Origin of the sequence: Pseudomonas sp. WS 5079 (assembly GCF_012985465.1) — a bacterium.
Classification (GTDB): domain Bacteria; phylum Pseudomonadota; class Gammaproteobacteria; order Pseudomonadales; family Pseudomonadaceae; genus Aquipseudomonas.
On the sequence record NZ_JAAQWN010000008.1, the window covers coordinates 21,645 to 43,793 of the forward strand.

7 protein-coding genes are annotated in these 22,149 nt (G+C 64.7%); 3 read left to right on the forward strand and 4 right to left on the reverse strand.

The window, feature by feature from the left end; all coding sequences use genetic code 11:
* Positions 1-4: 4 nt before the first annotated feature.
* Positions 5-1,324, reverse strand: a complete 1,320-nt coding sequence (locus HBO05_RS20875; protein WP_172313924.1) for an ATP-binding protein — start codon at positions 1,322-1,324, stop codon at positions 5-7.
* Entirely contained in the window at positions 1,324-2,004 is a 681-nt protein-coding gene (locus HBO05_RS20880; protein ID WP_169952538.1) for a response regulator, read from the reverse strand. The genes HBO05_RS20875 and HBO05_RS20880 overlap by 1 nt, the downstream gene beginning before the upstream one ends.
* Positions 2,005-2,174: 170 nt before the next feature.
* Between HBO05_RS20880 and dsbD the strand changes: the two genes are divergently transcribed.
* From dsbD to dsbG, 3 genes are read left to right on the forward strand one after another with little or no spacing between them, the layout of a single operon-like run.
* Positions 2,175-3,905 (forward strand): protein-disulfide reductase DsbD, encoded by a 1,731-nt coding sequence (gene dsbD, locus HBO05_RS20885; protein WP_172313926.1) that lies wholly within the window; start codon positions 2,175-2,177, stop codon positions 3,903-3,905.
* Positions 3,905-4,774 carry a TlpA disulfide reductase family protein gene (locus tag HBO05_RS20890; RefSeq protein WP_170042838.1) on the forward strand — a complete coding sequence of 290 codons (870 nt, stop codon included), beginning with the start codon at positions 3,905-3,907 and terminating at the stop codon, positions 4,772-4,774. Before dsbD ends, HBO05_RS20890 begins: the two co-directional genes overlap by 1 nt.
* Positions 4,750-5,511 (forward strand): thiol:disulfide interchange protein DsbG, encoded by a 762-nt coding sequence (dsbG, locus tag HBO05_RS20895; protein ID WP_169952544.1) that lies wholly within the window; start codon positions 4,750-4,752, stop codon positions 5,509-5,511. The genes HBO05_RS20890 and dsbG overlap by 25 nt, the downstream gene beginning before the upstream one ends.
* A 92-nt stretch (positions 5,512-5,603) precedes the next feature.
* Here dsbG and HBO05_RS20900 read toward each other — a convergent pair whose 3' ends face one another.
* Together HBO05_RS20900 and HBO05_RS20905 are read right to left on the reverse strand one after the other, a co-directional pair.
* Positions 5,604-8,978: a hypothetical protein gene (locus HBO05_RS20900; protein ID WP_172313928.1), complete on the reverse strand. Its 3,375-nt coding sequence runs from the start codon at positions 8,976-8,978 to the stop codon at positions 5,604-5,606.
* 186 nt (positions 8,979-9,164) lie between these two features.
* Complete coding sequence (locus HBO05_RS20905; RefSeq protein WP_172313930.1) at positions 9,165-22,109, reverse strand: non-ribosomal peptide synthetase; 12,945 nt, start codon at positions 22,107-22,109, stop codon at positions 9,165-9,167.
* Positions 22,110-22,149 lie beyond the last annotated feature (40 nt).

Here is a 22,149-nt window from a genome sequence, read left to right on the forward strand (position 1 = left end):
AGGATCAGCGCCGCAGCGGCATCCCCAGGTCGACCCGCAGGCCGTCGGGCTGGCTGTCGAAAGCCAGGGAACAAGAGCATCGCTGGACAATCGCCTGCACGATGGCCAGGCCCAGGCCACAACCGCCGCTGTTGCCATTGCGCCAGAAACGCTGGGTCAGGTGTTGCAGGTCTTCGCTGGAGATCGGCGCGCCATGGTCGCGCACGCGAAACACCACTTGATTGCCCAGGGTGAACACGCTCAACTCCACCCGCGTATCGGCCGGGGTATGGCGCAGGGCGTTATCCAGCAGGTTACGCAAGGCCGCCACCGCCAGGCCCACGGGCATTTCCACCGGATCCTGGGGCAGGTTGTCCGGCAGGATCAGGTCGATGCGGCGGTTGTCGCCGGCGTTGGCGTCCTGGATCGCCAGGCGCGCCACCTGTTCGGCACTGGACTGCAAACCGTCATCAAACGACAGGCTGCCCTCGACCCGCGCCAGCAGCAGCAACTGCTCAAGGGTGCGATGCAGGCGGTCGGCGCCCTCCTCGGCATGGGCCAGGGATTGATCGCGGGCGGCGCCGTCGGTCATGCGTGCCACTTGCAGGTGGGTCTTGATGGCCGTAAGCGGGCTGCGCAGCTCGTGAGCGGCATCGCCGGTCAGCCGGCGCTCGCGCTCGATGGTCTTGGCGATGCGTTGCAACAGTTGGTTCTGGGTGTCGAGCAGCGGCTTGAGCTCGCTGGGCAACGGGTGAATCTGCAACGGCTCAAGGGAGTCGGCACTGCGCCGCATCAAGGCATCGCGCATGCGGTTGAGCGGCACCAGGCTCTGGCCGATCCCCAGCCACAACAGGCACAGGCAACCCAGCAAGGCCACGCCCACCGGCACTGAGGCCGCCAGCAGGATCGACATGTTCAGCGCCTCGCGCTCCACCTGACGGTCGGCGGTGGTGATGAACAAATCACCCCGGGCCAGGGTAAAGCTGCGCCAGGCAGCGCCGTCGATGATCTGGTCGCGAAAGCCACTTTGCCGCGATTCCAACCCCTGATCCGGCGTGGTGTGGCTGCGGGCCAGCACTTCACCCCGCAACGAGCTGACCTGGCACGCCATGCCACCGGGCACATTCAGTTGTTCGGCGCCAAAACGCTTGCCCTCGCCCACGCTGGCCAGGCCCGGCATCTGCTCCATCAGCCCGGCCACCATGCGCGCCGAGGCCACCAGGCGCTGGTCCAGGGAAAACATCATCTGGTTGCGCAGGTCGTTGAGCATCCAGGCCGCCGCCAGCGCCCAGATCAGCACAAAAGCGGCGCCCAGCTTGAAGGTCAGACGCAGGCGCAGGCTCATCACGAGGCGTCGTCTCCAGTATCCGCCGGGCCCAGGCGGTAGCCCAGACCGCGCACGGTCTCGACAATACCGTTGCCCAACTTGCGGCGCAGGTGGTGGATATGCACGTTGAGGGCGTTGCTTTCCAGTTCATCGTTGAACCCGTAGACGCTGTCCTTGAGCTGCTCGCTGGACAGCACCCGGCCACGGTTGTGCAGCAATGCCTGCAACAGGGCCTGTTCGCGGCGAGACAAGTCCACCGGCTGGCCGCCGAGCAAGGTTTCGCGGCTGCTGGGGTTGTAGCTCAGCCGGCCATGCTCGATCAGGTTGACGCTGCGCCCGGCCACCCGGCGCAACAGGGTTTGCAAGCGTGCAGCCAGCTCGCGCAGGTCGAAGGGCTTGAGCAGGTAATCGTCGGCACCGGCTTGCAGGCCGTCGACGCGGTTGGTCACCGAGTCGCGCGCGGTGAGGATCAGCACCGGGATCTCCAGCCCCGCACTGCGCTGTTGCTGCAGCAATTTGAGGCCGTCTTCATCCGGCAGGCCGAGGTCGAGCACCATGATGTCGAACTCCGCCGCCTTGAGCATCGCCCGCGCCGCCGCGGCCGTGGCTACGCGCTCGACCGTAAAGCCCTGGGCGCCGAGACCGGCAACGATGCCACTGGCAATCAGGTCATCGTCTTCACAGACCAGTACGTGCATGCTGAACCCTTTGCAAAAATGCTGATTTAAAGGAGGGCGGATTAAGCACGCATTATGCCGGCAAAAGATGCGCGCCTTGAAAATCCCTACACTCTAGAATAGCCCGGTTAATCATCGGTTAATCAGCGCCACACATTGTGTGCCCACTTGCATCGAACTAAGGCTTGACCATGCGGCATCTGTTTATCTTCCTGTTGGTGTTGTTCACCGGATTGGCCCAGGCCGCGCCTGGCAACAATCCGTTCGAGACCAAAGCCGAGTTCCTGCCGGTAGGCAAGGCCTTCACCTTTACCTCCGAGCGCCTGGCTTCCGGTGAAACCCAGCTGTATTGGCAGATTGCCGACGGTTATTACCTGTACCAGCAACGCATGAAATTCGAGGGCCTGGCCGAACAGCCCGTGCTGCCCCAGGGCGAGGCCCACAGCGACGAGTTCTTCGGCGAGCAACAGGTGTACCGCCAGGGCCTGGAAGTGAAGCTCCCGGCCGGCGCCACCGGCAAGATCAAGCTGGGCTGGCAGGGCTGCGCCGATGCCGGCCTGTGCTACCCGCCGCAATCGCTCACCGTCGACCTGGGCGGCAACCCCGCCGTGGCCGCCACCGCCGAGGCCCAGGATGAAAGCCTGGCCAGCGGCCTGCAACAACGCAGCCTGGGCTGGAGCCTGCTGGTGTTCTTCGGCCTGGGCCTGCTGCTGGCGTTTGCCCCGTGTTCGCTGCCGATGCTGCCGATCCTCGCCGGCCTGGTAGTGGGCAGCGGTGCCAGCCCACGCCGTGGTTTTGCCCTGGCCACCAGTTATGTGGTGTGCATGGCGCTGGTGTATGCCGCCCTCGGCGTACTGGCCGCGCTGGCCGGCAGCAACCTGGCTGCGCTGCTGCAAACCCCGTGGATCCTCGGCAGTTTCGCCGCGCTGTTTGTGATCCTCGCCCTGCCAATGTTCGGCTTCTTTGAACTGCAACTGCCGGCCTTCCTGCGCGATCGCCTGGACAACGCCAGCCGTCGGCAAAACGGCGGCAGCCTGGTCGGCGCCGGCGTGCTCGGGGCCTTGTCCGGCCTGCTGGTAGGCCCGTGCATGACCGCGCCCCTGGCCGGCGCCCTGCTCTACATCGCACAAAGCGGCAATGCCGTGCACGGCGGCCTGATCCTGTTTGCCATGGGCATCGGTATCGGCGTGCCCTTGCTGTTGCTGGTGACGGTGGGCAATCGCTTCCTGCCCAAGCCAGGCACCTGGATGAATGTGCTCAAGGGCGTGTTTGGCTTCCTGTTCCTCGCGACCGCCGTGTTGATGATCCGCCCGGTCGTCGACGAAAGCCTGTGGCTCGGCCTGTGGGGCGTGCTGGCACTGGTGATGGCCTACTGCGGCTGGAGCCTGGCCCGCGAGTACGGGCTGGTCGCCAAGGCACTGGGCGCAGGTTCCCTGGTCCTGGGCCTGTGGGGCGCGATCCTGGTGATCGGCGCAGCCGGTGGCAGCGATGACCTGTGGCAACCGCTCAAGGTGTTCGGTGGCTCGCCGGTGGCCGGCGCGCCGACCGCCCATGACAGCTTTACCACCATCAACGACCCGTCAGCCCTGCAAACCCAGCTCGACAGCGCCAAGGCCCAGGGCCAATGGGTGCTGCTGGACTACTACGCCGACTGGTGTGTGTCGTGCAAGATCATGGAAAAACAGGTGTTCGGTAAACCCGAAGTCATGGAGGCCCTGAAAAACGTGCGCCTGCTGCGCCTGGACGTCACCGCCGACAACGCCGCCAGCCGTGAGCTGCTGGGCCGCTACAAAGTCCCCGGCCCACCGAGCTTTGTGTGGATCGGCCCGGACGGTGCAGAGCGCCGCGCCCAGCGCATCACTGGCGAAGTGGACGCCGCAGCCTTCCTGCAACGCTGGACCCAGACCCGGGACGCACCCTGATGCTGACCTTGACCATCGGCACCTTTGCCATTGCCTTGAACCATCTGCTGCTGATCAGTGCGCTGGTCCTCGCCACAGTGGTGGGCTGGCGCGTGGCCAAGCGTGGCGGCGAGAACCCCGAGTCGGTGCTGTTCAGCCTGTTCCTGCTGGGCATGCTCAGCGCGCGCATCGGTTTTGTATTGATGTACTGGTCGTACTACCGCGATGACCCGCTACAAATCGTCGACCTGCGCGACGGCGGTTTTCTCGTCTGGCCGGGGGTGATCGTGCTGATCATCGCCGCCCTGCTCTGGAGCTGGCGCCGCCCGGCCCTGCGCAAGCCGTTGACCGCCGGCGTGGTCAGTGGCCTGGCGTTCTGGGCGCTGGCCAGTTTCTCGTTGAACATCTATGAAAAAGGTACGCGCCTGCCGGATATCGCCCTGCGCAACGCCGATGGCGAAACCGTGCAACTGGCCGACTACCAGGGCGGCCCGTTGGTGATCAACCTGTGGGCCACCTGGTGCCCGCCCTGCCGGCGGGAAATGCCGGTGCTGGAAAACGCCCAGAAACAACGGCCTGACGTGACCTTCCTGTTCGTCAACCAGGCCGAAAGCATGCAAAGCGTCAGCACCTACCTGGCCACCCAGGGCCTGAACCTGGACAACGTCCTGTTCGACGCCAGTGGCCGCCTGGGCCAAGCCGTGGGTTCGATGGCGCTGCCGACCACGCTCTTCTATCAAGCCGATGGCCGGCTGATCAACAGCCACCTGGGCGAGCTGTCCCAGGCCAGCCTGGCCCGCGCCATGGAATATTTCGACCCCACGGACTCGACCGCCGCCAAGACGGCCCCTTCAAGGAAACCCTTATGCCCCGCCTCCGCCACCTGCTGACCCTGCTGCCCCTGGCACTCGCCGCCAACCTCGCCCACGCCGAAGAATGGCCGGCGCCGATCAAACAGATCGAAGCCAAGGGCGCCAAGATCATCGGCAGCTTCGATGCACCGGGCGGGCTCAAGGGCTATGCCGCGCAGTACCAGAACCGTGGCATGGCGCTGTACCTGACCGCCGACGGCCAGCACGTGCTGGCCGGCAACCTGTACGACGCCAAGGGCAATGACCTGAGCACCGCGCCCCTGGAAAAACTGGTCTACGCGCCGATGGCCAAGGAAATCTGGGCCAAGATGGAACAGAGCAGCTGGATCCAGGATGGCGATAAAAACGCGCCGCGCACCGTCTACCTGTTCAGCGACCCCAACTGCCCGTACTGCAACATGTTCTGGGAACAGGCGCGGCCCTGGGTCAAGGCCGGCAAGGTGCAGTTGCGCCACATCATGGTCGGGATCATCCGCGAGGACAGCCCCGGCAAATCGGCGGCGCTGCTGGCCAGTAAAGACACGGCCCAGGCCCTGCAAGAACATGAGTCTGCGGGCAAAGCCAGCAAGCTCAAGGCCCTGGCCAAGATCCCGGCCGAGATCCAGGCCAAGCTCGATGCCAATATGAAGTTGATGGAAGAGCTGGAATTGTCGGCCACCCCGGCGATTTTCTACCTGGATGACAAAGGCCAGTTGCAGCAACAGCAAGGGGCGCCGTCGCCGGATAAACTGGGGAAAATCCTCGGCCCGAAGTAATCGCTCGACGCTGGCCGGACAAGGCCTCCAACGGTTGGAGGCCTTGTTGCGCAGCTTACATCTCTGTCACAGTCAAGCCAGTCACGTCGTAGTCATTGCCCGGTCCCCCCCCCCATCTGCAGGTTGTCCAAGGTGAGCCGCACCGTAGCGGCCTTGGCCTGGAACACGCCCTGGAGCAAGTACCAAGTGGCAGGAGGTAACATTTCCGCTGAGATTGGCACCCCCTGGGCCGTGAGGATCAAGCGCGGCCTGTTCACTAACAGCGGAATATCACGGATCCACGCACTGAACCGATAGGAACGCCCCACCTGCAGCCCGCTGAAGTCCTTGAACAGTTTCACACGCTGCGTGGCTGGATCGCTGGTATCGGTGTACCCCCAGTCCTGCAAGTAATACCCGTTCGCCGCTCCAGGCACAGCACCTAGCTTGAGCACCAGATCGCCAGGATTGGTGGCACCGGGTCCTCTGTTCCAGCCATTCCAGCCTTTGCCGGCAGGATCGAAGTCGGTGTGGTCGGAGAATGCCTTACTTAACAGCAGCTGCAACGCCGGAAACACCACCGCCGTACTTTCCTGGCTGCTTCCATCAGCAGTGACTTTGCAGGTGAACGTCAAGGTGCTGAGATCCTTCAAAAGCTCAAGCTCGATTCGCCTCAACGCTTGCTTGAGCCCGACGCTGACTTCTGCCTCCGTCACGACCTTGCCCAGGTAAACATTAAAAATGTACGGGCTGCCATCCTCCCTGGTCCCAATCCCGCGCAGCCAGACTCTCTGGTTCGGCAAGATAAACCACCAGGGTTGCACGGTAATGTCCGCATCGGCGCTGAAAGTGCGCAAATCCAGAATGTTGTTGGTAGCCTGCGGCACCACCGGCGTCGGCAAACGTACGGGCACACTAATCTGCAGGTCGAGGTCCGGGGAAGTTGCCACCTTGCACAGACTGGTGACGGTGTAGTTGATCTTCACCGTCTTGCCGATCCCATGGATCACTGCTTCCCGGGGAATATGGAAATCCACGTAGCCTGGATCACTGCTGCCAGGCTTCGACATCAGTGGTAGGCAAGTACCGTCTGTGCGCGTCCAGCACACACTGATTGTATGACTAGGGTTGATCAGCGCGTAGGCCACGCGCACCGTCACGCCATCCCGGCCGTTGTAAACCGTGAGCTGGGTGCCCACCGCTTCGCACACCGTGGGCGCCTTGAGCTCCAGCCCCTCCTGTGCGATGTCCAGAGGCAATACCGGGAATCTGTGGGCACTGTCCTTGTCCAGCTGGCCGTTGAAATTCACCGCAAAATGCACTTCAAAGGCGCTGCAATCCGCCAGTTTTTGCAGCTCGTGGCGCGGTAACGGCGCCTCCACACCGGTCAACCACTGCTCGGTGACCGGTACCCCCTCCAGCACCTCAAAGCTATATGGGCTGCCGTCTTCCAACTCTCCGGTCACCCACAACCAGCAGGGCTGGCCCAGGGCAATATAGGGCCAGGCAACCACCGTTGCGCTAGCATCGCCGCCGAATGTACTGAGGTCCAGGGTGCTGCCCGTCGCCTGTTCCACCGCCAGGTTGGGCAGGCCGCTGATATCCAGGACATGCACCTTTTGTGGCGGCGACTCCCATTCGCCGCCACACACACGTGACACGCTGTAGCCCAGCAATATCTGCTGGCGCAGGTTGGCGCTGATCGCCGACGGCGCAACGGCGAATACCAGGCTCTGCTCCCCCTGCGCCACAACGCGACACTCCAGCCCCGGCGACCCAGGCCCAGGCGTGCCGATGAACGTGGGGCAAACCATATCCCCCGGGCACATACGCTCGTACGCCACCTGGATATGCGCGCCGTCCTGCGTGTTCACCGGGTTGACGATCCAGCCGTCGGCGCCGCAGTCCACCGCCTCGACAAGATGGGGCTTGGGCAACTCCAGGTGCGGTTCGGTGAGCAGGTTCACCAGCAGCGAAGGAAACGCACGATAGACCGGCCGCGAATCCCTGGGTGGCAGAAACTCAACGCTGAACAGGATGTACAACTCGCTGTCATGCTTGAGCGCCGCCAGTTCGGCCCGGGGCAAGGTCCGGGTCCAACCGTTGCGAATCTCCTCTTCACTGACCGGCTCCCCGTCAAAAAGGTACAGCCGGGCTTTTGAGCCATCCGGGTAGACACCACCGATATACAGCTGCACACGTTGCGTGGTGCCGATAAATGGCCAAGGCGCAACATGGATCGTGACCGGGTCATCACAGCACATCTGCCCAAGGTCCAGGCTGTTGAACGGGGCTTCGAGGATCTGCGGCCGGGGCAGGTTGGACGGCAGCGGGATCCAGACCACGCCATCAGGCGACGCTTGCTCGCCGCCATCACGGGTCACGGTGTAGCTGAAATTCGCGAAGTTATCCAGGCGCATACCCACGAACTGCGGCGGGATATGGAAGTCGATACAGCCTTCGTCCATACCGTTCTGTGGGGGGATAGGGGCACAATCGCCGTGGGTCGATTCCCAGCACAGGGAGATACTGTCAGTGCTGCGCATATCCTCGTAACAGACACGTACCGTTGCGCCCTCCAGCAATTTGAGCGGGTCCACCTCAGCCTGGCCTTGCGCCTCGACCAATTTCGGTTCGGGCAAGTGCAACGACGCATCCACAAACAACAGCACGGTTGTACGGGGATGAAACTCGTGGGCGTTTTCCGGAAGCTGGGTTTCGTAGATCGGATCAACCGGCACCGGCGGCTGGGGTGAGGTGCCATCAAAGATCACGGCCATGTGGATGGTCAGGGCCGAGTAGTCCTCGCGCCGTGCCATCCAACTGCGCGCGAGCTTGAACTCAAAGATATGCCCGGCAATGGCCTCGGCGGCCGTCACCACATGGTCCCGAGCGACCCAGCTAAACGCGAACGGCGGCTTGTGCTGATCGCCTGCTACATTGATAAACAGCCGCTGCCCGGCCTGGATCATCGGCCACGCCTTGACCCTGATGGTCTCATCGCCGCTGAATGCCTTCATATCCAGTTGCCAGGTGCTATGGATGTATTGCGCATGGGCAAACACCGGCAGCGATGCCTGGAGGTCCTGCTCGCGGATCTGTTGGACCTCCAGTTCCAGCACCAGCGACTGCTTGAGTTGACCGCCCACAGACGCTGTGTACCAGATCAACACGGTATGCCCGATGCAGGTACTGACCCACTGCCATGGAATGGGAATGTCAATGCTGCCAGTGGTACTGCCTGTTCGCACAATCGGCTCGAACACCGGCTCGTCCTGATCCCGGATGGCCCAGTACAACGTCACCGGTGTCGCGCCCATCCCGGCAAATGCAATAGTTGCGCGCGTGCCGTCGATGGCGTCGATGGGATACAGGATGTTGTTGTTGGCGGCGTATTGAATCTGCGGATAGGGTAATTCGACGGTGGCTTCAACAAGGGGCTGGGCAGCGGCCGGTGACGAACTTTGGGGCGCAGTTTTTTTAACCATGACAGGACCTCCAGTCCAGGGAAAGTTAACCAGCAGGCCTGACCGCCAGGCCAAAAACTGCTGTTATCTAACGCTTGGAATACAAGCCTTGCCTACTGTCAGAATTGACAGTTCACACGCCGACAATGCGCATAACCGACCAACGGCGGAACGCCCGCAGCATCTGCGGGCGCCGCCTTTGCCGGCTTAAAGCCCCTCCAGCTCAGCCATCAAATCACTCAGCCGGTCCACTGTGCCGGCGCTGATATCATGGGCCGCCAAGCCCTCGATGTACGTCGCCAGTTCTGCCACCGTGCTGCATTCGAACATCGCCCGCAGCGGTACATCCCGTTGCAGGCTCTTCTGCACCCGCGAGGCGATTTGCGTGGCCAGCAGCGAGTGCCCACCCAGCTCGAAGAAGTTATCCAGCACGCCCACCTGCTCGACCTTCAGCACCTGGGCCCAGATCGTGGCCAGGGTCTGCTCCAGTTCGCTGCGCGGCGCGAGGTAGTCCTGGCTGTGCAACTGGCCAATCTCCAGGGCCGGCAGGGCCTTGCGGTCGAGCTTACCGTTGGCGTTCAGGGGCAGGCGCTCCAGCCACAGCCAGTGCAACGGCACCATGTACTCCGGCAGTTCGCTGCGCAGGCGCTGCTTGATGCGGTCCAGGCGCTCGCCAGGGTTAAGGCTGGCATCGCTCGCCACCAGGTAACCCACCAGGTGTTTGCCATTGACCCCCTCCTGCACGCCCACCGCCGCATCACGCACCTCGGGCTGCTCATGCAGGCGCGCCTCGATTTCACCCAGTTCGATGCGGTAGCCGCGAATCTTCACCTGATGGTCGATACGCCCGACGTACTCCAGCACCCCATCACTGCGCCGCCGCGCCAGGTCGCCGCTGCGGTACAGGCGTTCGCCCGGCGCGCCAAACGGATCCGGCACAAACACTTGGGCGGTGCGCAGCGGATCGCTGACATAACCGCGCCCGACCCCGGTGCCCGCCACGCACAGCTCGCCCACCGCACCTTGCGGCACCAGCTCCAGCGCGCCGTCGAGCAAGTACAAACGGTTGTTGTCGGTCGGCGTGCCAATCGGCAGGTAGGTGCCACGGGTCGAGGCCAGGTCGACATGGAAGAACGCCACGTCATCCGAGCATTCCGCCGGGCCGTAGGCGTTGACCAGGCCGATGTCCGGATAACGCAGCAGCCATTGGTGCGCCAGCGCAGGCAACATCGCCTCGCCGGTCGGCAGCATCCAGCGCAGGCCGTCCAGGCTGATGTGGTCCTGGGCGAGCATGCCCTGAATCAGCGACGGCACGCTTTCCAGCACCGTGATGCCCTGGGCCTGCACATGCGCCAGCAAGCCCTGCGGGTCATGGGCAATGGTGTTGGGCACGATATCCACCCGCGCGCCAAACAAGGGCGCGGCAAGGAACTGCCACACGGAGATATCAAAGCTTTGCGAGGCGGTCTGGGCGATCACATCCTGCTCGCTCAGATGCAGGTACGGCACCTTGCTCAATTGGTTGTTGAGCATGCCGCGCTGCTCGACCATCACGCCCTTGGGCAGCCCGGTGGAGCCGGAGGTGTAGATCACGTAGGCGAGGTTGTCCGGGGCGCTGTAGATCCCAGGATTGCTGTCGACACCTGCCAACTCCTCCCACACCAGCAACTTCGGCCGCGCACCACAGGCAAAATCCTCGAGCAACGCCTGCGCCTGCTCGCGGCAGGCCGCAGTACACACCAGCAACGGCGTGCGGCTCAGGTCGATGATCCGGCTCAAGCGCTGGCTCGGCAGCCCGGGATCCAGGGGCAAGTAACCGGCACCGGCCTTGAAGCTGCCGATGATCATGCCCAACAGATCCAGGCCACGCTCGGCCAGCAGCGCCACCGGCTGGTCGAGGCCGACACCCGCCGCGACCAGGGCATGGCCCAGGCGATTGCTGCGCTGGTTCAGCTCGGCATAGGTCCACTGCCGGTCCAGGCAACTGGCGGCAATGCGCTGCGGATGCTGCGCCACCTGCGCCTCGAACAGTTCGACGTAGCTGCGCTCAAGCGGGTAGTCATGGGCGCTCTGGTTGCAAGCGTCCACCAGGAACTCACGCTCCTGCGCGCCAATCAGCGGCAGGTCGGCCATATCGCCATGGAAGCCCTGCACCAACGCCAACAGCAGGCGCTTGAACTCGGCGAGCATGCCTTGCACGGTGCTTTGATCGAAATAACGCTGGTCATAGGACAAGTGCAAGCCCAGGTCATCGCCCGGGTAGCACACCGCCGTCAGCGGGAAGTTGGTGTGGGTGCGGCCCGAGTCCGAGGTCGCGTTCAGGCTTTGCGCGCGGTCCAGCACCGAGACTTCCACTGGAGCGTTTTCAAACACGAACAGGCTGTCGAACAGCGGCTGGCCCTTGGGCAGTTCGCTGTGCTCCTGGATGGTCACCAGCGGCAGGTACTCGTATTCGCGCAGTTGCATATTGCTGTCGAGCAAGCCACTCAACCACTGGCGCACGCTGCACGGCTGATCGTCCTCGGGCAACTTGACCCGCAGGGCGATGCTGTTGATAAACAGGCCGACCGTGCGCTGCATGTGCGGCATGTCCACCGGGCGCCCGGCCACGGTGACGCCGAACAGCACGTCACGCTCGCCGCTCAAGCGCCGCAGCACCAAGGCCCACGCCGCCTGGGCGAAGGTATTGACGGTCAGTTGATGAGCCTGGGCCAACTCGCGCAATTGCGCCCCATCGCGCTCATCCAGGCGGGTATAGCAGTCCCCCACCACCATGCCGCCGCTATGGCCGGCGTGTTCCCGCAGGAATGGCCGGTCGCTGGGGATCGGTGTGGTGCGCTCGAACCCTTGCAGGTTCTGCTGCCACCACTGCCGCGCCTCGTCCAGGTTCTGGCGTTGCAGCCAGGCAATATAGTCGCGATAGCGCGGCGGCGCGGCCAGTTGTGCCTCGCGGCCCTCACCCAGGGCGGTGTAGATATCGAAGAAGTCATTCATCAGCAACGAGCGGCACCAGGCATCGATCAGGATGTGGTGGTTGCTCATCATGAACCAGTAGCGAGCCTCGCCGACGCGGATCAGGCGCAGGTGGAACGGCGCCTGGTTGAGCAGATCGAAACCGGCCTCGCGCTCGCTTTTCAGCAGGGCTTGCAGGCGTGGCTCCTGTTGCTCGGCCGGGGTGCCGGTCCAGTCCAGGTACTCGATCGGCGTGCTGCCGGGCTTGTGGATCACCTGCAACATATCTTCGCCGACGTTCCAGCAGAACGACGCACGCAAGGCTTCATGCCGGGCGATCACGGCCTTCCAGGCCAGGGCAAAACGCTCGGGGTTGAGCTCGCTGTTGATGCGGTAGCGATCCTGCATGTAATAGAGGCCGGTGCCCGGCTCCAGCAGGGTATGCAACAGCAGGCCTTCCTGCATGGGCGTCAGCGGGTACACGTCCTCGATGGCGCTGGCCGGCACCGGCAACGCATCCAGCTGCGCCTGGGTCAGGTGCGCCAGGGGGAAGTCGGACGGCGTCAGGCCACCGGCATCGTCACGCAGGCAATGGGCGATCAGGCTGTGCAACTCGCCCAGGTAGGCATCGGCCAGTTCGCTGATGGTCTGGTGGTCGTGGCGCTCGCGGCTGAAGGTCCAGCGCAGCACCAGTTCGCCGCCGTACACCTGGCTGTCCACACTCAAGGCGTTGGGCAGCGGTGCGGCCGGGTCATGGGCCGGGCCGGCAGACACGTCCAGCGGGTGGAACAGCGCCTGGCTGTCGAAGCTCTGGTCGAACTGCCCGAGGTAGTTGAACGTAATCGAAGCGCTCGGCAACGCCGCCATGGCCTGGCGACAAGTGCTGTCGGCCAGGTAGCGCAGCACGCCATAGCCCAGGCCCTTGTGGGGCACCGCACGCAGTTGCTCCTTGATCGCCTTGATCGACGCGCCCTGCCCGCTGGCCTCCTCGATATCCACTGGGGTCAGGCGCAGCGGGTAAGCGCTGGTGAACCAACCCACACTGCGGGTCAGGTCGATTTCATCGAACAGCGCTTCGCGGCCATGACCTTCCAGTTGGATCAGGGTCGATGCATGCCCGCTCCAGCGGCACAGCACGCGGGCCAATGCCGTCAGCAGCAGGTCGTTGACCTGGGTGCGATAGGCGCTCGGCGCCTGCTGCAGCAACTGCCGGGTGCGCTCGGCATCCAGGCGCACGCTGACCGTCTCGGCGTCGCGATTGCGCAGGCTGCCGTGCGCCCGGTCCACCGGCAGCGCAACCGGCGGGCCGGCCAACTGTTGCTGCCATAGGCTCAGTTCTTCGCGCAGGGATTCGCTGCTGGCGTAGGCCTGCAAACGGGCGGCCCAGTCGCGCACGGCACTGGTCTTGGCCGGCAGGCTGACCGCCTGGCCGTCGCCCAATTGGCGATAGACGTTTTGCAGGTCTTCAAGCAAGACGCGCCAGGACACGCCGTCCACCACCAAGTGATGGATCGCGATCAGCAAGCGTTGCTGGCCAATCGGCCCGTCCACCAGCAAGGCGCGCAGCAGCGGGCCGTGCTCCAGGTCGAGGCTGCGCTGGGCATCGGCGAACAGCGCCTCGCACTGCTGCATATCCGTCACCTGGGCCAGCCACAACACGCCGCCTTGCGGCACGGCCAGATGCTCGGCATGCCATTGCGCGTCGCGCTGGGTGAAACTCAGGCGCAAGGCGTCGTGGTGTTCCAGCACGGCCAACAGCGCCTGCTCCAGGCGACGGGGATCGAGGGCCTGCACCGGCGCCAGCACCAGGGCCTGGTTCCAGTGCTGACGCGCCGGGATCTCGCTGTCAAAGAACCACTGCTGGATCGGCGTCATCCCCGAGGGGCCAGTCAACACACCTTGCTCGGCAGTGATCTGCTCACTGCGCGTGGCCACTGCGGCCAGGGCCTGCACGGTCTGGTGCTGGAACAGGTCGCGGGGGCTGAAGTGAATCCCCGCCTGCCGCGCCCGGCTGACTACCTGGATCGACAGGATCGAATCGCCACCCAGCTCGAAGAAGTTATCGTGCAGCCCGACCTGCTGCACGTTGAGCACCGCACACCAGATCGCGGCGAGGCTCAGCTCCAGCTCATTGCTCGGCGCCACGTATGCTTGCCGATTGGCATCGGGGTCCGGTTGCGGCAAGGCGCGGCGGTCGAGCTTGCCGTTGGCGGTCAGCGGCATGCTGTCGAGCACCATCAGGTGCGCGGGCACCATGTAGTCCGGCAGTTGCGCCTTGAGGTGGGTCTTGAGTGCCTCGCGCAAGGCGGTGTGGTCGCTGGCATCGCTGACCAGGTACGCCGCCAGTTGCTTGCCACTCGGCGCATCCAGGGCCAGGACCACCGCCTCACGGACCGCTTCATGCTCAAGCAGGCGGGTTTCGATTTCGCCCAGCTCGATGCGAAAACCACGGATTTTCACCTGATGGTCGATCCGCCCCAGGTACTCCACCAGGCCATCGGCGCGTTGGCGCACCAGGTCGCCCGTGCGGTAGAGCCGCCCGCCATCGGCATACGGGTCGGCCACAAAACGTTCGGCGGTCATGCCCGCACGCTGGTGATAACCCTGGGCCAGGCCAGCGCCGCCCACGTACAGCTCGCCAGTCGCGCCTTGGGGCACCAGCGCCAGGTCGGCATCCAGGATGTAGGCAACGCGCGCGCCGATGATGCTGCCGATCGGCACACTGGCGGCACCCTCCTCCAGCACCTCGGGGGCCAGGCTGGCCAGGGGCATGACCACCGTTTCGGTCGGCCCATAGGCATTGAAGAACAGCGCCGGCTGGAACGCCGCGCGGATGCGCTGCAGGTGTTCGCCAGTCAGCGCCTCGCCGCCGGTGATGCACATGCGCACCGGTAGGGTCTGGTTTTGCGTGGCCAGCCACTGCGCCAACTGGCTGCCATAGCTTGGGGTAAAACCGAGGATATTGATGCGATGCTCACGGATCAGCCCGCAGATTTCTTCGGCATCCCATTGACCCTGGGCGCGCAACACCACCTGCGCGCCACTGAGCAACGGCACCAGCAGGCGCTCGGTGGCGGCGTCGAAGTTGATCGAATAGAAGTGCAGCTCGCAATCGTCGGGGCGCATGCCAAAGCGCTCGACCACCGCCTGGCAATGCATGGCGATTTCACCGTGGGACACCACCACGCCCTTGGGCTTGCCGGTGGAACCGGAGGTGTAGATCAGGTACGCCTGATGCTGCGCCAGGCTGATCGCCGGCAGGTCGCTGGCCGGGTAGTTGGCGAGCACTGGCAGGTCATCTTCCAGGCACCAGCAACTGACGCTGGCGGGCAACTCGCCGAGGGCCTCGAACATCGCCGCATCGCTGAGCAACAGGCCGATGCCGCTGTCTTCGATCATGTAGTGCAGGCGGTCCAGCGGGTATTCCGGGTCCAGCGGCACATAGGCGCCACCAGCCTTGAGGATCGCCAGCAGGCCAATGACCATTTCCAGGGACCGCGGCAGCGCCAGGCCGACCCGCACCTGCGGGCCCACCCCACGCTCGCGCAGCATCCAGGCCAGGCGATTGGCGCGGCTGTCCAGCTCGCGGTAGCTGAGGGTGTGGCCGGCGAACGTCAGCGCAGGCGCATCCGGACGGGCTTGCACCTGGGCGCTGAACAGATGATGGATGCACTGGTCGAGACGATGCTCGCCGGCCTCGATGCCGAGGCTGTCTTGCAGGGCGCGCTGTTCATCGACTTGCAGCAGCGGTAGCTCGCTCAGGCGCTGTTGCGGATCGGCGATCAGCGCCTCCAGCAGGTTGCACCAATGGGCGGCCATGCGCGCAATGCGCGGCTCGTCGAACAGGTCGGTGCTGTAGGTCAGGCAGCAACCCAGGCGATGGTCGAGGTCGGTGACTTCCAGGTTGAGGTCGAACTTGGTGGCACGCGCGTCGTTGGCCAGGTATTCGACCGTCATCCCGGCCAATTGCCGGCTTTGCTGGAACTCCCAGCGCTGCACGTTGCACATCACCTGGAACAGCGGGTTATACGCAGCACTGCGCGGCGGTTGCAGGGCTTCCACCAGGTGGTCGAACGGCAGGTCCTGATGGGACTGGCCTTCGATCACGGTGTGACGCACGTGCTCAAACAACTCAGCGACACGCATCTGCCCGTCGAGCTGGCAACGCAGTACCTGGGTGTTGAGGAACGCACCGATCAGCCCTTCACTTTCCGGGCGGATGCGGTTGGCCACCGGCGCACCGATGCGCAAGTCGGTCTGGCCACTGTAGCGGTAGAGCAGCGTCGCCAGGGTCGCGGTCATGGTCATGAACAGGGTCAGGCCATGCTCGGCATTGAAGGCGCGCACCTTGGCGGCGAGTTCATCGCCAAGGTCAAAGCGGTACAGCTCGCCCTGGTGACTTTGCACCGCCGGGCGTGGCCGGTCGGCGGGCAGTTCCAGTAGCGGGTGCTCGTTGCCCAACTGCGTGGTCCAGTAGTCGAGCTGGCGCTGGCGCTCACCGGCCTCCAGCCATTGGCGCTGCCACACGCTGTAGTCCAGGTACTGCACCGGCAACGGCTCCAGGGGCGATTCGCGCTCATCGATAAAGGCTTCGTAGAGCGCGCTGAGTTCACGGGCAAAGATGTCCATGGCCCAGCCTTCGGTGACGATATGGTGCAGGGTCAGCACCAGGTAGTGTTCCTGCTCGCCCGCCTTGACCAGGCAGGCGCGCAACAACGGCCCGGTTTCCAGGTTGAATGGGCTGTGAGCTTCCTGATCGGCCAGTTGCTGCAGGCGCTGTTGACGCTCAGCCTCGTGCAGCGCCGAAAAATCCTGCCAGCTCATGCGCACGCTGCTTTGCGCGGCGACTTTCTGCTGGGCCACGCCATTGACACTTGGGAAGGTCGTGCGCAGGGTTTCGTGGCGCATGATCAGGGCTTGCAACGCTGCCTCGAAACGCCCCACATCCAGCACCCCGCGCAAACGCGCCATGCCGCCGACGTTATAGGCCGGGCTGTCCGGCTCCATTTGCCAGAGGAACCACATGCGCTGCTGGGAATAGGACAACGGCACCGCCTGGCGGCGGTCCACCTTGCCAATCGCGGTCTGCTGGTTGCGTTGGCCGCTGGCCTGGATCAGCCGCACCTGCTCGACAAAATCCCCCAGCTCACTGGCTTCGAACAAGGTGCGCAGCGCCAGCTCCACATCACAGGCCTGGCGTGTGCGGGAGATGATCTGCGTGGCCAGCAGCGAATGGCCGCCAAGGGCAAAGAAGTCGTCGCGCAGGCCGATGCGCGGCAGGCCCAGGACCTGGCGCCAGATCGCAGCGATTTGCTGTTCCAGGGCGGTGTGCGGCTCCACATGTTCACGCACCTGCCACACCGGTTCCGGCAAGGCACGGCGGTCCACTTTACCGCTGGGGCTCAAGGGCATGACGTCGAGGCGGATCAGTTGCGCCGGCACCATGTACTCCGGCAACTCGGCGGCCAGGGCGGCTTTCACGTCCGGCTCATCCAACTCGCCGCTGGCCGTGTAGTAACCGATCAACTGCGCACCGCCGGCGGTGTCGCGGATAAGCACCAGCGCCTGGGCGATGCCTTCCTGGGCCAGCAACCGCGCCTCGATTTCTTCCGGTTCGACCCGAAACCCGCGCAGCTTGACCTGCTGATCCAGGCGCCCGAGGTACTCCAGCACGCCATCAGCCGCCCAGCGCACGCGGTCGCCGGTGCGGTACAGACGTGCGCCGGCCGCGCCCAGTGGGTCGGCGACAAACCGTTCGGCGGTCAGCCCCGCACGCCCCAGATAACCGCGCGCCAGGCCGATGCCGCCAATGCACAGCTCACCCGGCACACCTGCGGGCAGCAGGTTGAATTGCTCGTCCAGCACCCGGCAAATCACATTGCCCAAGGGGCGGCCAATCGGCGAGCGTTCGCCATCGGCACGCTGGCAGTGCCAATGGGTGACGTTGATCGCGGTTTCGGTGGGCCCATAGCGGTTGTGCAACTGCACCGCCGGCAGTAGCGCCAGGAGTCGATTGCGCAATTGGGCGGGCAAGGCTTCGCCACCGGAGAATACCCGGCGCAGGCTGGTGCACTCGGCCGCCAGCGGCTCATCGACAAACAGCTGCAACAGGGGCGGCACAAAATGCAGGGTAGTCACCCCATGTTCCTGGACCAGTTGCGCAATCCGATGGGGGTCACGATGTTCGCCGGGGCCGGTCAGGACCAGGCGGCAACCAATGATCAGCGGCCAGAAGCATTCCCATACCGACACGTCGAAACTGATCGGTGCCTTTTGCATCAGCACATCGCTTTCATCCAACTGGTAGGTGGCCTGCATCCACTGCAAACGCTCCGCCAGGGCCCCATGGGTATTGCCCACGCCCTTGGGCTGGCCGGTGGAGCCGGAGGTGTAGATCACATAGGCGAGGTTGTCGGCATTGAGGTGCAGGCCCGGCGCCTGGGTGGGCCAACTGTCAAGCTTGAGGCTGTCCATGGCGATCACCGACACGCCCGCGGCCACCGGCAACTGGTGCAGCAGGTGGGTCTGGGTCAGCAGCAATTGCACGCCGCTGTCGGCCAGCATGTAGGCCAGGCGGTCGGCTGGGTAGTCCGGGTCCAGCGGCACATAGGCGCCGCCGGCCTTGAGGATCGCCAGCAAGCCAATCAGCAATTGCGGCGAGCGCTCGGCGGCAATCGCCACGCACACGTCCGGGCCGACGCCTTTGTCACGCAGGTAATGGGCCAGGCGGTTGGCCTGGGTGTGCAGTTGGCCAAAGGTCAGGCTGGCGCCGTGCCAGACCAGGGCGGTGCGCTCGTCGGTGTGCTGGTTGAGTTGCTCCGGCACCAGGCACTGCGCCGGCGCGCAGGGTGCCTCGCTCCAATGGCGTTGCTCGGCGTGTTCGTCGGCCTGCAACAGTGCCAGGTCGCCCACGGCCTGCTGCGGTTGCGCGCAGACCGCCTGCAACAGGTTGACGAAATGCGTGGCCAGACGCGCGATGGTGCTGGCGTCGAACAGTTCGTCAGCGTAGTCGAACGACAGGCTCAGGCGCCCATTGCGGTCTTCTTCGCTGTGCAGTTGCAGGTCGAACTTGGCTTCGCGGCTGTGCCATGGCAGTTCTTCGGCCAGCAGGCCCGGCAGGCGGCGCAAGGCGCCGAGATCACGCTGCTGATGGTTGAACATCACCTGGAACAGGCCTTGCTCACGGGCTTGCGGGAAGGCTTCCAGCAGTTGTTCGAAGGGCAAGTCCTGATGGGCCTGGGCCTCGGTGGCTGCCAGGCGGGTGGCCGCCAGCAGCTCGCTGAACGGCAGGCGCCCATCCACTTCGGCGCGCATCACCAGGGTATTGATAAAGAAGCCGATCAGGCCCTGGGTTTCATGGCGCCCCCGGTTGGCGTTGGGCACGCCGATACGGATATCGCGCTGGCCGCTGTAGCGGTGCAACAGGCTCTGGAACGCCGCCAGCAACAGCACGAATGGCGTGGCCTGGTGGGCCTGGGCGGTCTGGCGGATGGCTGCGCCGAGGCTTACATCCAGGCGCACGCTGTAGCGTGAAGCGCTGCGTCGGTGCTGGGCCGAGCGCGGGTGGTCGGTGGCCAGGCTCAGGGTGGGATGGTCGTGCGACAGTTGCTGCTGCCAGTACGCCAACTGTCGCTGGCCCTCGCCTTCGGCCAGCCATTGGCGCTGCCAGCTGCCGTAGTCGGCGTACTGCACGGCCAGGGCCGGCAGCTCGAGGGCCTGGCCCTGGGACGCGGCGGCGTAGAGGCGCGAGAATTCGTCGAGCAGTACATTCAGCGACCAGCCGTCCGCAATGATGTGGTGCAGGGTCACCAGCAACTGATGATCTTCATCGTCCAGGCGCAACAGGGTGACCCACAGCAGCGGGCCCTGTTCCAGGTCGAACTGGGTGCGCGCCTCGTCCTCGCGGATCTGCGCGGCGCGGGCTTCACGCTCGGCCACGGGCAAGTCGCGCAGGTCGATGACTTGCACGGCAAACTCGCGCTGGGCATCGACACACTGCATGGCCTGGCCGTCGCGCTCATAGAAACGTGTGCGCAGCGCCTCATGGCGCTGGACCAATTGCGCGAAGCTTGCGTGCAGCGCGTCTTCGTCCAGCTCGCCGCGCAGGCGCAGGGCACCGGGGATGGTGTAGGCGCTGCTGTGCGAGTCCAATTGCCAGGTGATCCACAGGCGGTTCTGCGCCAGGGATTGCGGCATATCCTGCTGGCGTGACAAAGCGCTGATTGCGCCTTGGGCCACGCCACCGTCCTGTTGCAATTGGCCGACGCTGGCGGCGAAATCAGCCAGCACCGGCGCCTCGAACAGCAGGCGCAAATTGAGTTCCAGGCCCAGGGTCTCGCGCAGGCGGGCGACTACCTGGGTGGCGCTGATGGAGTTACCGCCGAGCAAGAAGAAGTGATCATCGGCCGCCACTTGTGCGACCTGCAACTGTTCGCACCAGATCGCGGCGATCTGCTGTTGCAACCCCGACGCAAGCGCCTCATCACTCGCCTGCACGGCCTGGCCAGGGAACTGCGCGTAGCTGTCGAGGCTGCCATCGGCCAAGCGGGTGCGGCAGGCCGAGCGCTGGACCTTGCCACTGGAGGTTTTCGGCAAAGCGCCGGGATTGAGCAGCACCACCACGCACGGCGCTTCTTGATAGGCCTCGGCCACGGCCTGGCGAATGGCTTTGACCAGGGCCTCGGGCGGCAGGATTTTCTGCACGCTGCGGCTGATTTCTGCGGCGATGCCGATGCCTTCCAGGCCCTGGTCATTCACCGCAAACGCGGCGACACGGCCCTTACGCACCACTTCCACTTCGCGCTCGACGGTTTGCTCGATGTCCTGGGGGTACAGGTTGTGCCCGCGCACGATCAGCAGGTCTTTCAGGCGCCCGGTGATAAACACCTCGCCGCCGCGCATAAAGCCCAGGTCACCGGTACGCAACCAGGTGCGACCGGCGTGCTGCACGAACGTCTTGGCGGTGGCTTCGGGGTTGCGCCAGTAACCGTGGGCAATGCTCGGGCCGGTGGCCCAGATTTCGCCGATGCAGTTGTCGGCCAGTTCGGCCAGGGTATGGGGCTCGACGATCAGCACCCCATGTTCGGGCTGGCTGCTGCCGCAGCTCATGATCGCACTGCCCAGCCCAGGCTCCGCCCGGTTGGCGGCCAGCGCCTGTTCGTCCAGGCGCAAGGCCGGAATGCCCTGGCCACGGGTACCACCGGCGACAAACAGAGTCGCCTCGGCCAGGCCATAGGAGGCAAAGAAGTTGCTGGGGGTAAAGCCGCATCGGGCGAATTTCTCGGCGAAGCGTTCCAGGGTGTCCAGGCGGATCGGCTCGGAGCCGGAATAGGCCACGCGCCAATGGCTCAGGTCGAGGCGCTCGAGGGCCGAGTCGCTGACCCGCTCGCTGCACAGGCGGTAGGCGAAATCCGGGCCGCCGCTGATGGTCCCGCGGTATTGGCTGATCGCTTCCAGCCAGCGCAAGGGGCGGCCGAGGAAGTATGCGGGCGACATCAACACACACGGCACGCCACTGAAGATCGGTTGCAACAGACCGCCGATCAGGCCCATGTCGTGGTACAGCGGCAGCCAGCTGACAATCACGTCATCGGGGTTGAGGTCGATGCCAAAGCCGCGACGGATCAGCAATTCGTTGGCCACCAGGTTGCCGTGGCTGACTTGCACGCCTTTGGGCAAGGCGGTGGAGCCGGAGGTGTATTGCAGGAAGGCGATATCGTCGTCCTGCAGGTGTGGCGCAACCCAATCGGCGGCGAGTTCGCTGTGCAGTTCATCCACGCAGAGCAACGGCGGCGCTGCCTGGATCTGCCCCAGGGCGTCGCGCAAGCCGCTGCTGGTCAGCAACAGGGTTGGCTCGGCATCGGCGATGATCGACAGCAACCGCTCCTGGTGATGACGGCGGGTGGACTCCGGCGGATAGGCCGGCACCGCGATCACCCCGGCGTACAGGCAACCAAAGAACGCCGCGACATAATCCGGGCCGCTGGGGAACAGCAGCACCGCACGCTCGCCCGGGCCGGCCGAGGCCTGCAAGGCGGCGGCGATGGTGCGGGCGCGCAGGTCCAGGTCACGGTAGCTGAGCACCACGGTGTCGTCGGCGGACTCGGCCAGGAAGCGCAGGGCCACCTGGTCCGGGGTCTGCGCGGCACGGCGCTGGAGGGACTGGACCAGGGTACGGGGAAGTTCGAAGGCGTCCATCATGAGGGGTTCCTGCCTGAAATCGGCTTACGGGGAAATCGGG

Bases quoted from the DNA above. Each gene is read 5' to 3' on its own strand.
- HBO05_RS20875 (WP_172313924.1), bottom strand. From the start codon at position 1,324: ATGAGCCTGCGCCTGCGTCTGACCTTCAAGCTGGGCGCCGCTTTTGTG.
- HBO05_RS20890 (WP_170042838.1), top strand. From the start codon at position 3,905: ATGCTGACCTTGACCATCGGCACCTTTGCCATTGCCTTGAACCATCTG.
- dsbG (WP_169952544.1), top strand. From the start codon at position 4,750: ATGCCCCGCCTCCGCCACCTGCTGACCCTGCTGCCCCTGGCACTCGCC.
- dsbD (WP_172313926.1), top strand. From the start codon at position 2,175: ATGCGGCATCTGTTTATCTTCCTGTTGGTGTTGTTCACCGGATTGGCC.
- HBO05_RS20905 (WP_172313930.1), bottom strand. From the start codon at position 22,109: ATGATGGACGCCTTCGAACTTCCCCGTACCCTGGTCCAGTCCCTCCAG.
- HBO05_RS20880 (WP_169952538.1), bottom strand. From the start codon at position 2,004: ATGCACGTACTGGTCTGTGAAGACGATGACCTGATTGCCAGTGGCATC.
- HBO05_RS20900 (WP_172313928.1), bottom strand. From the start codon at position 8,978: ATGGTTAAAAAAACTGCGCCCCAAAGTTCGTCACCGGCCGCTGCCCAG.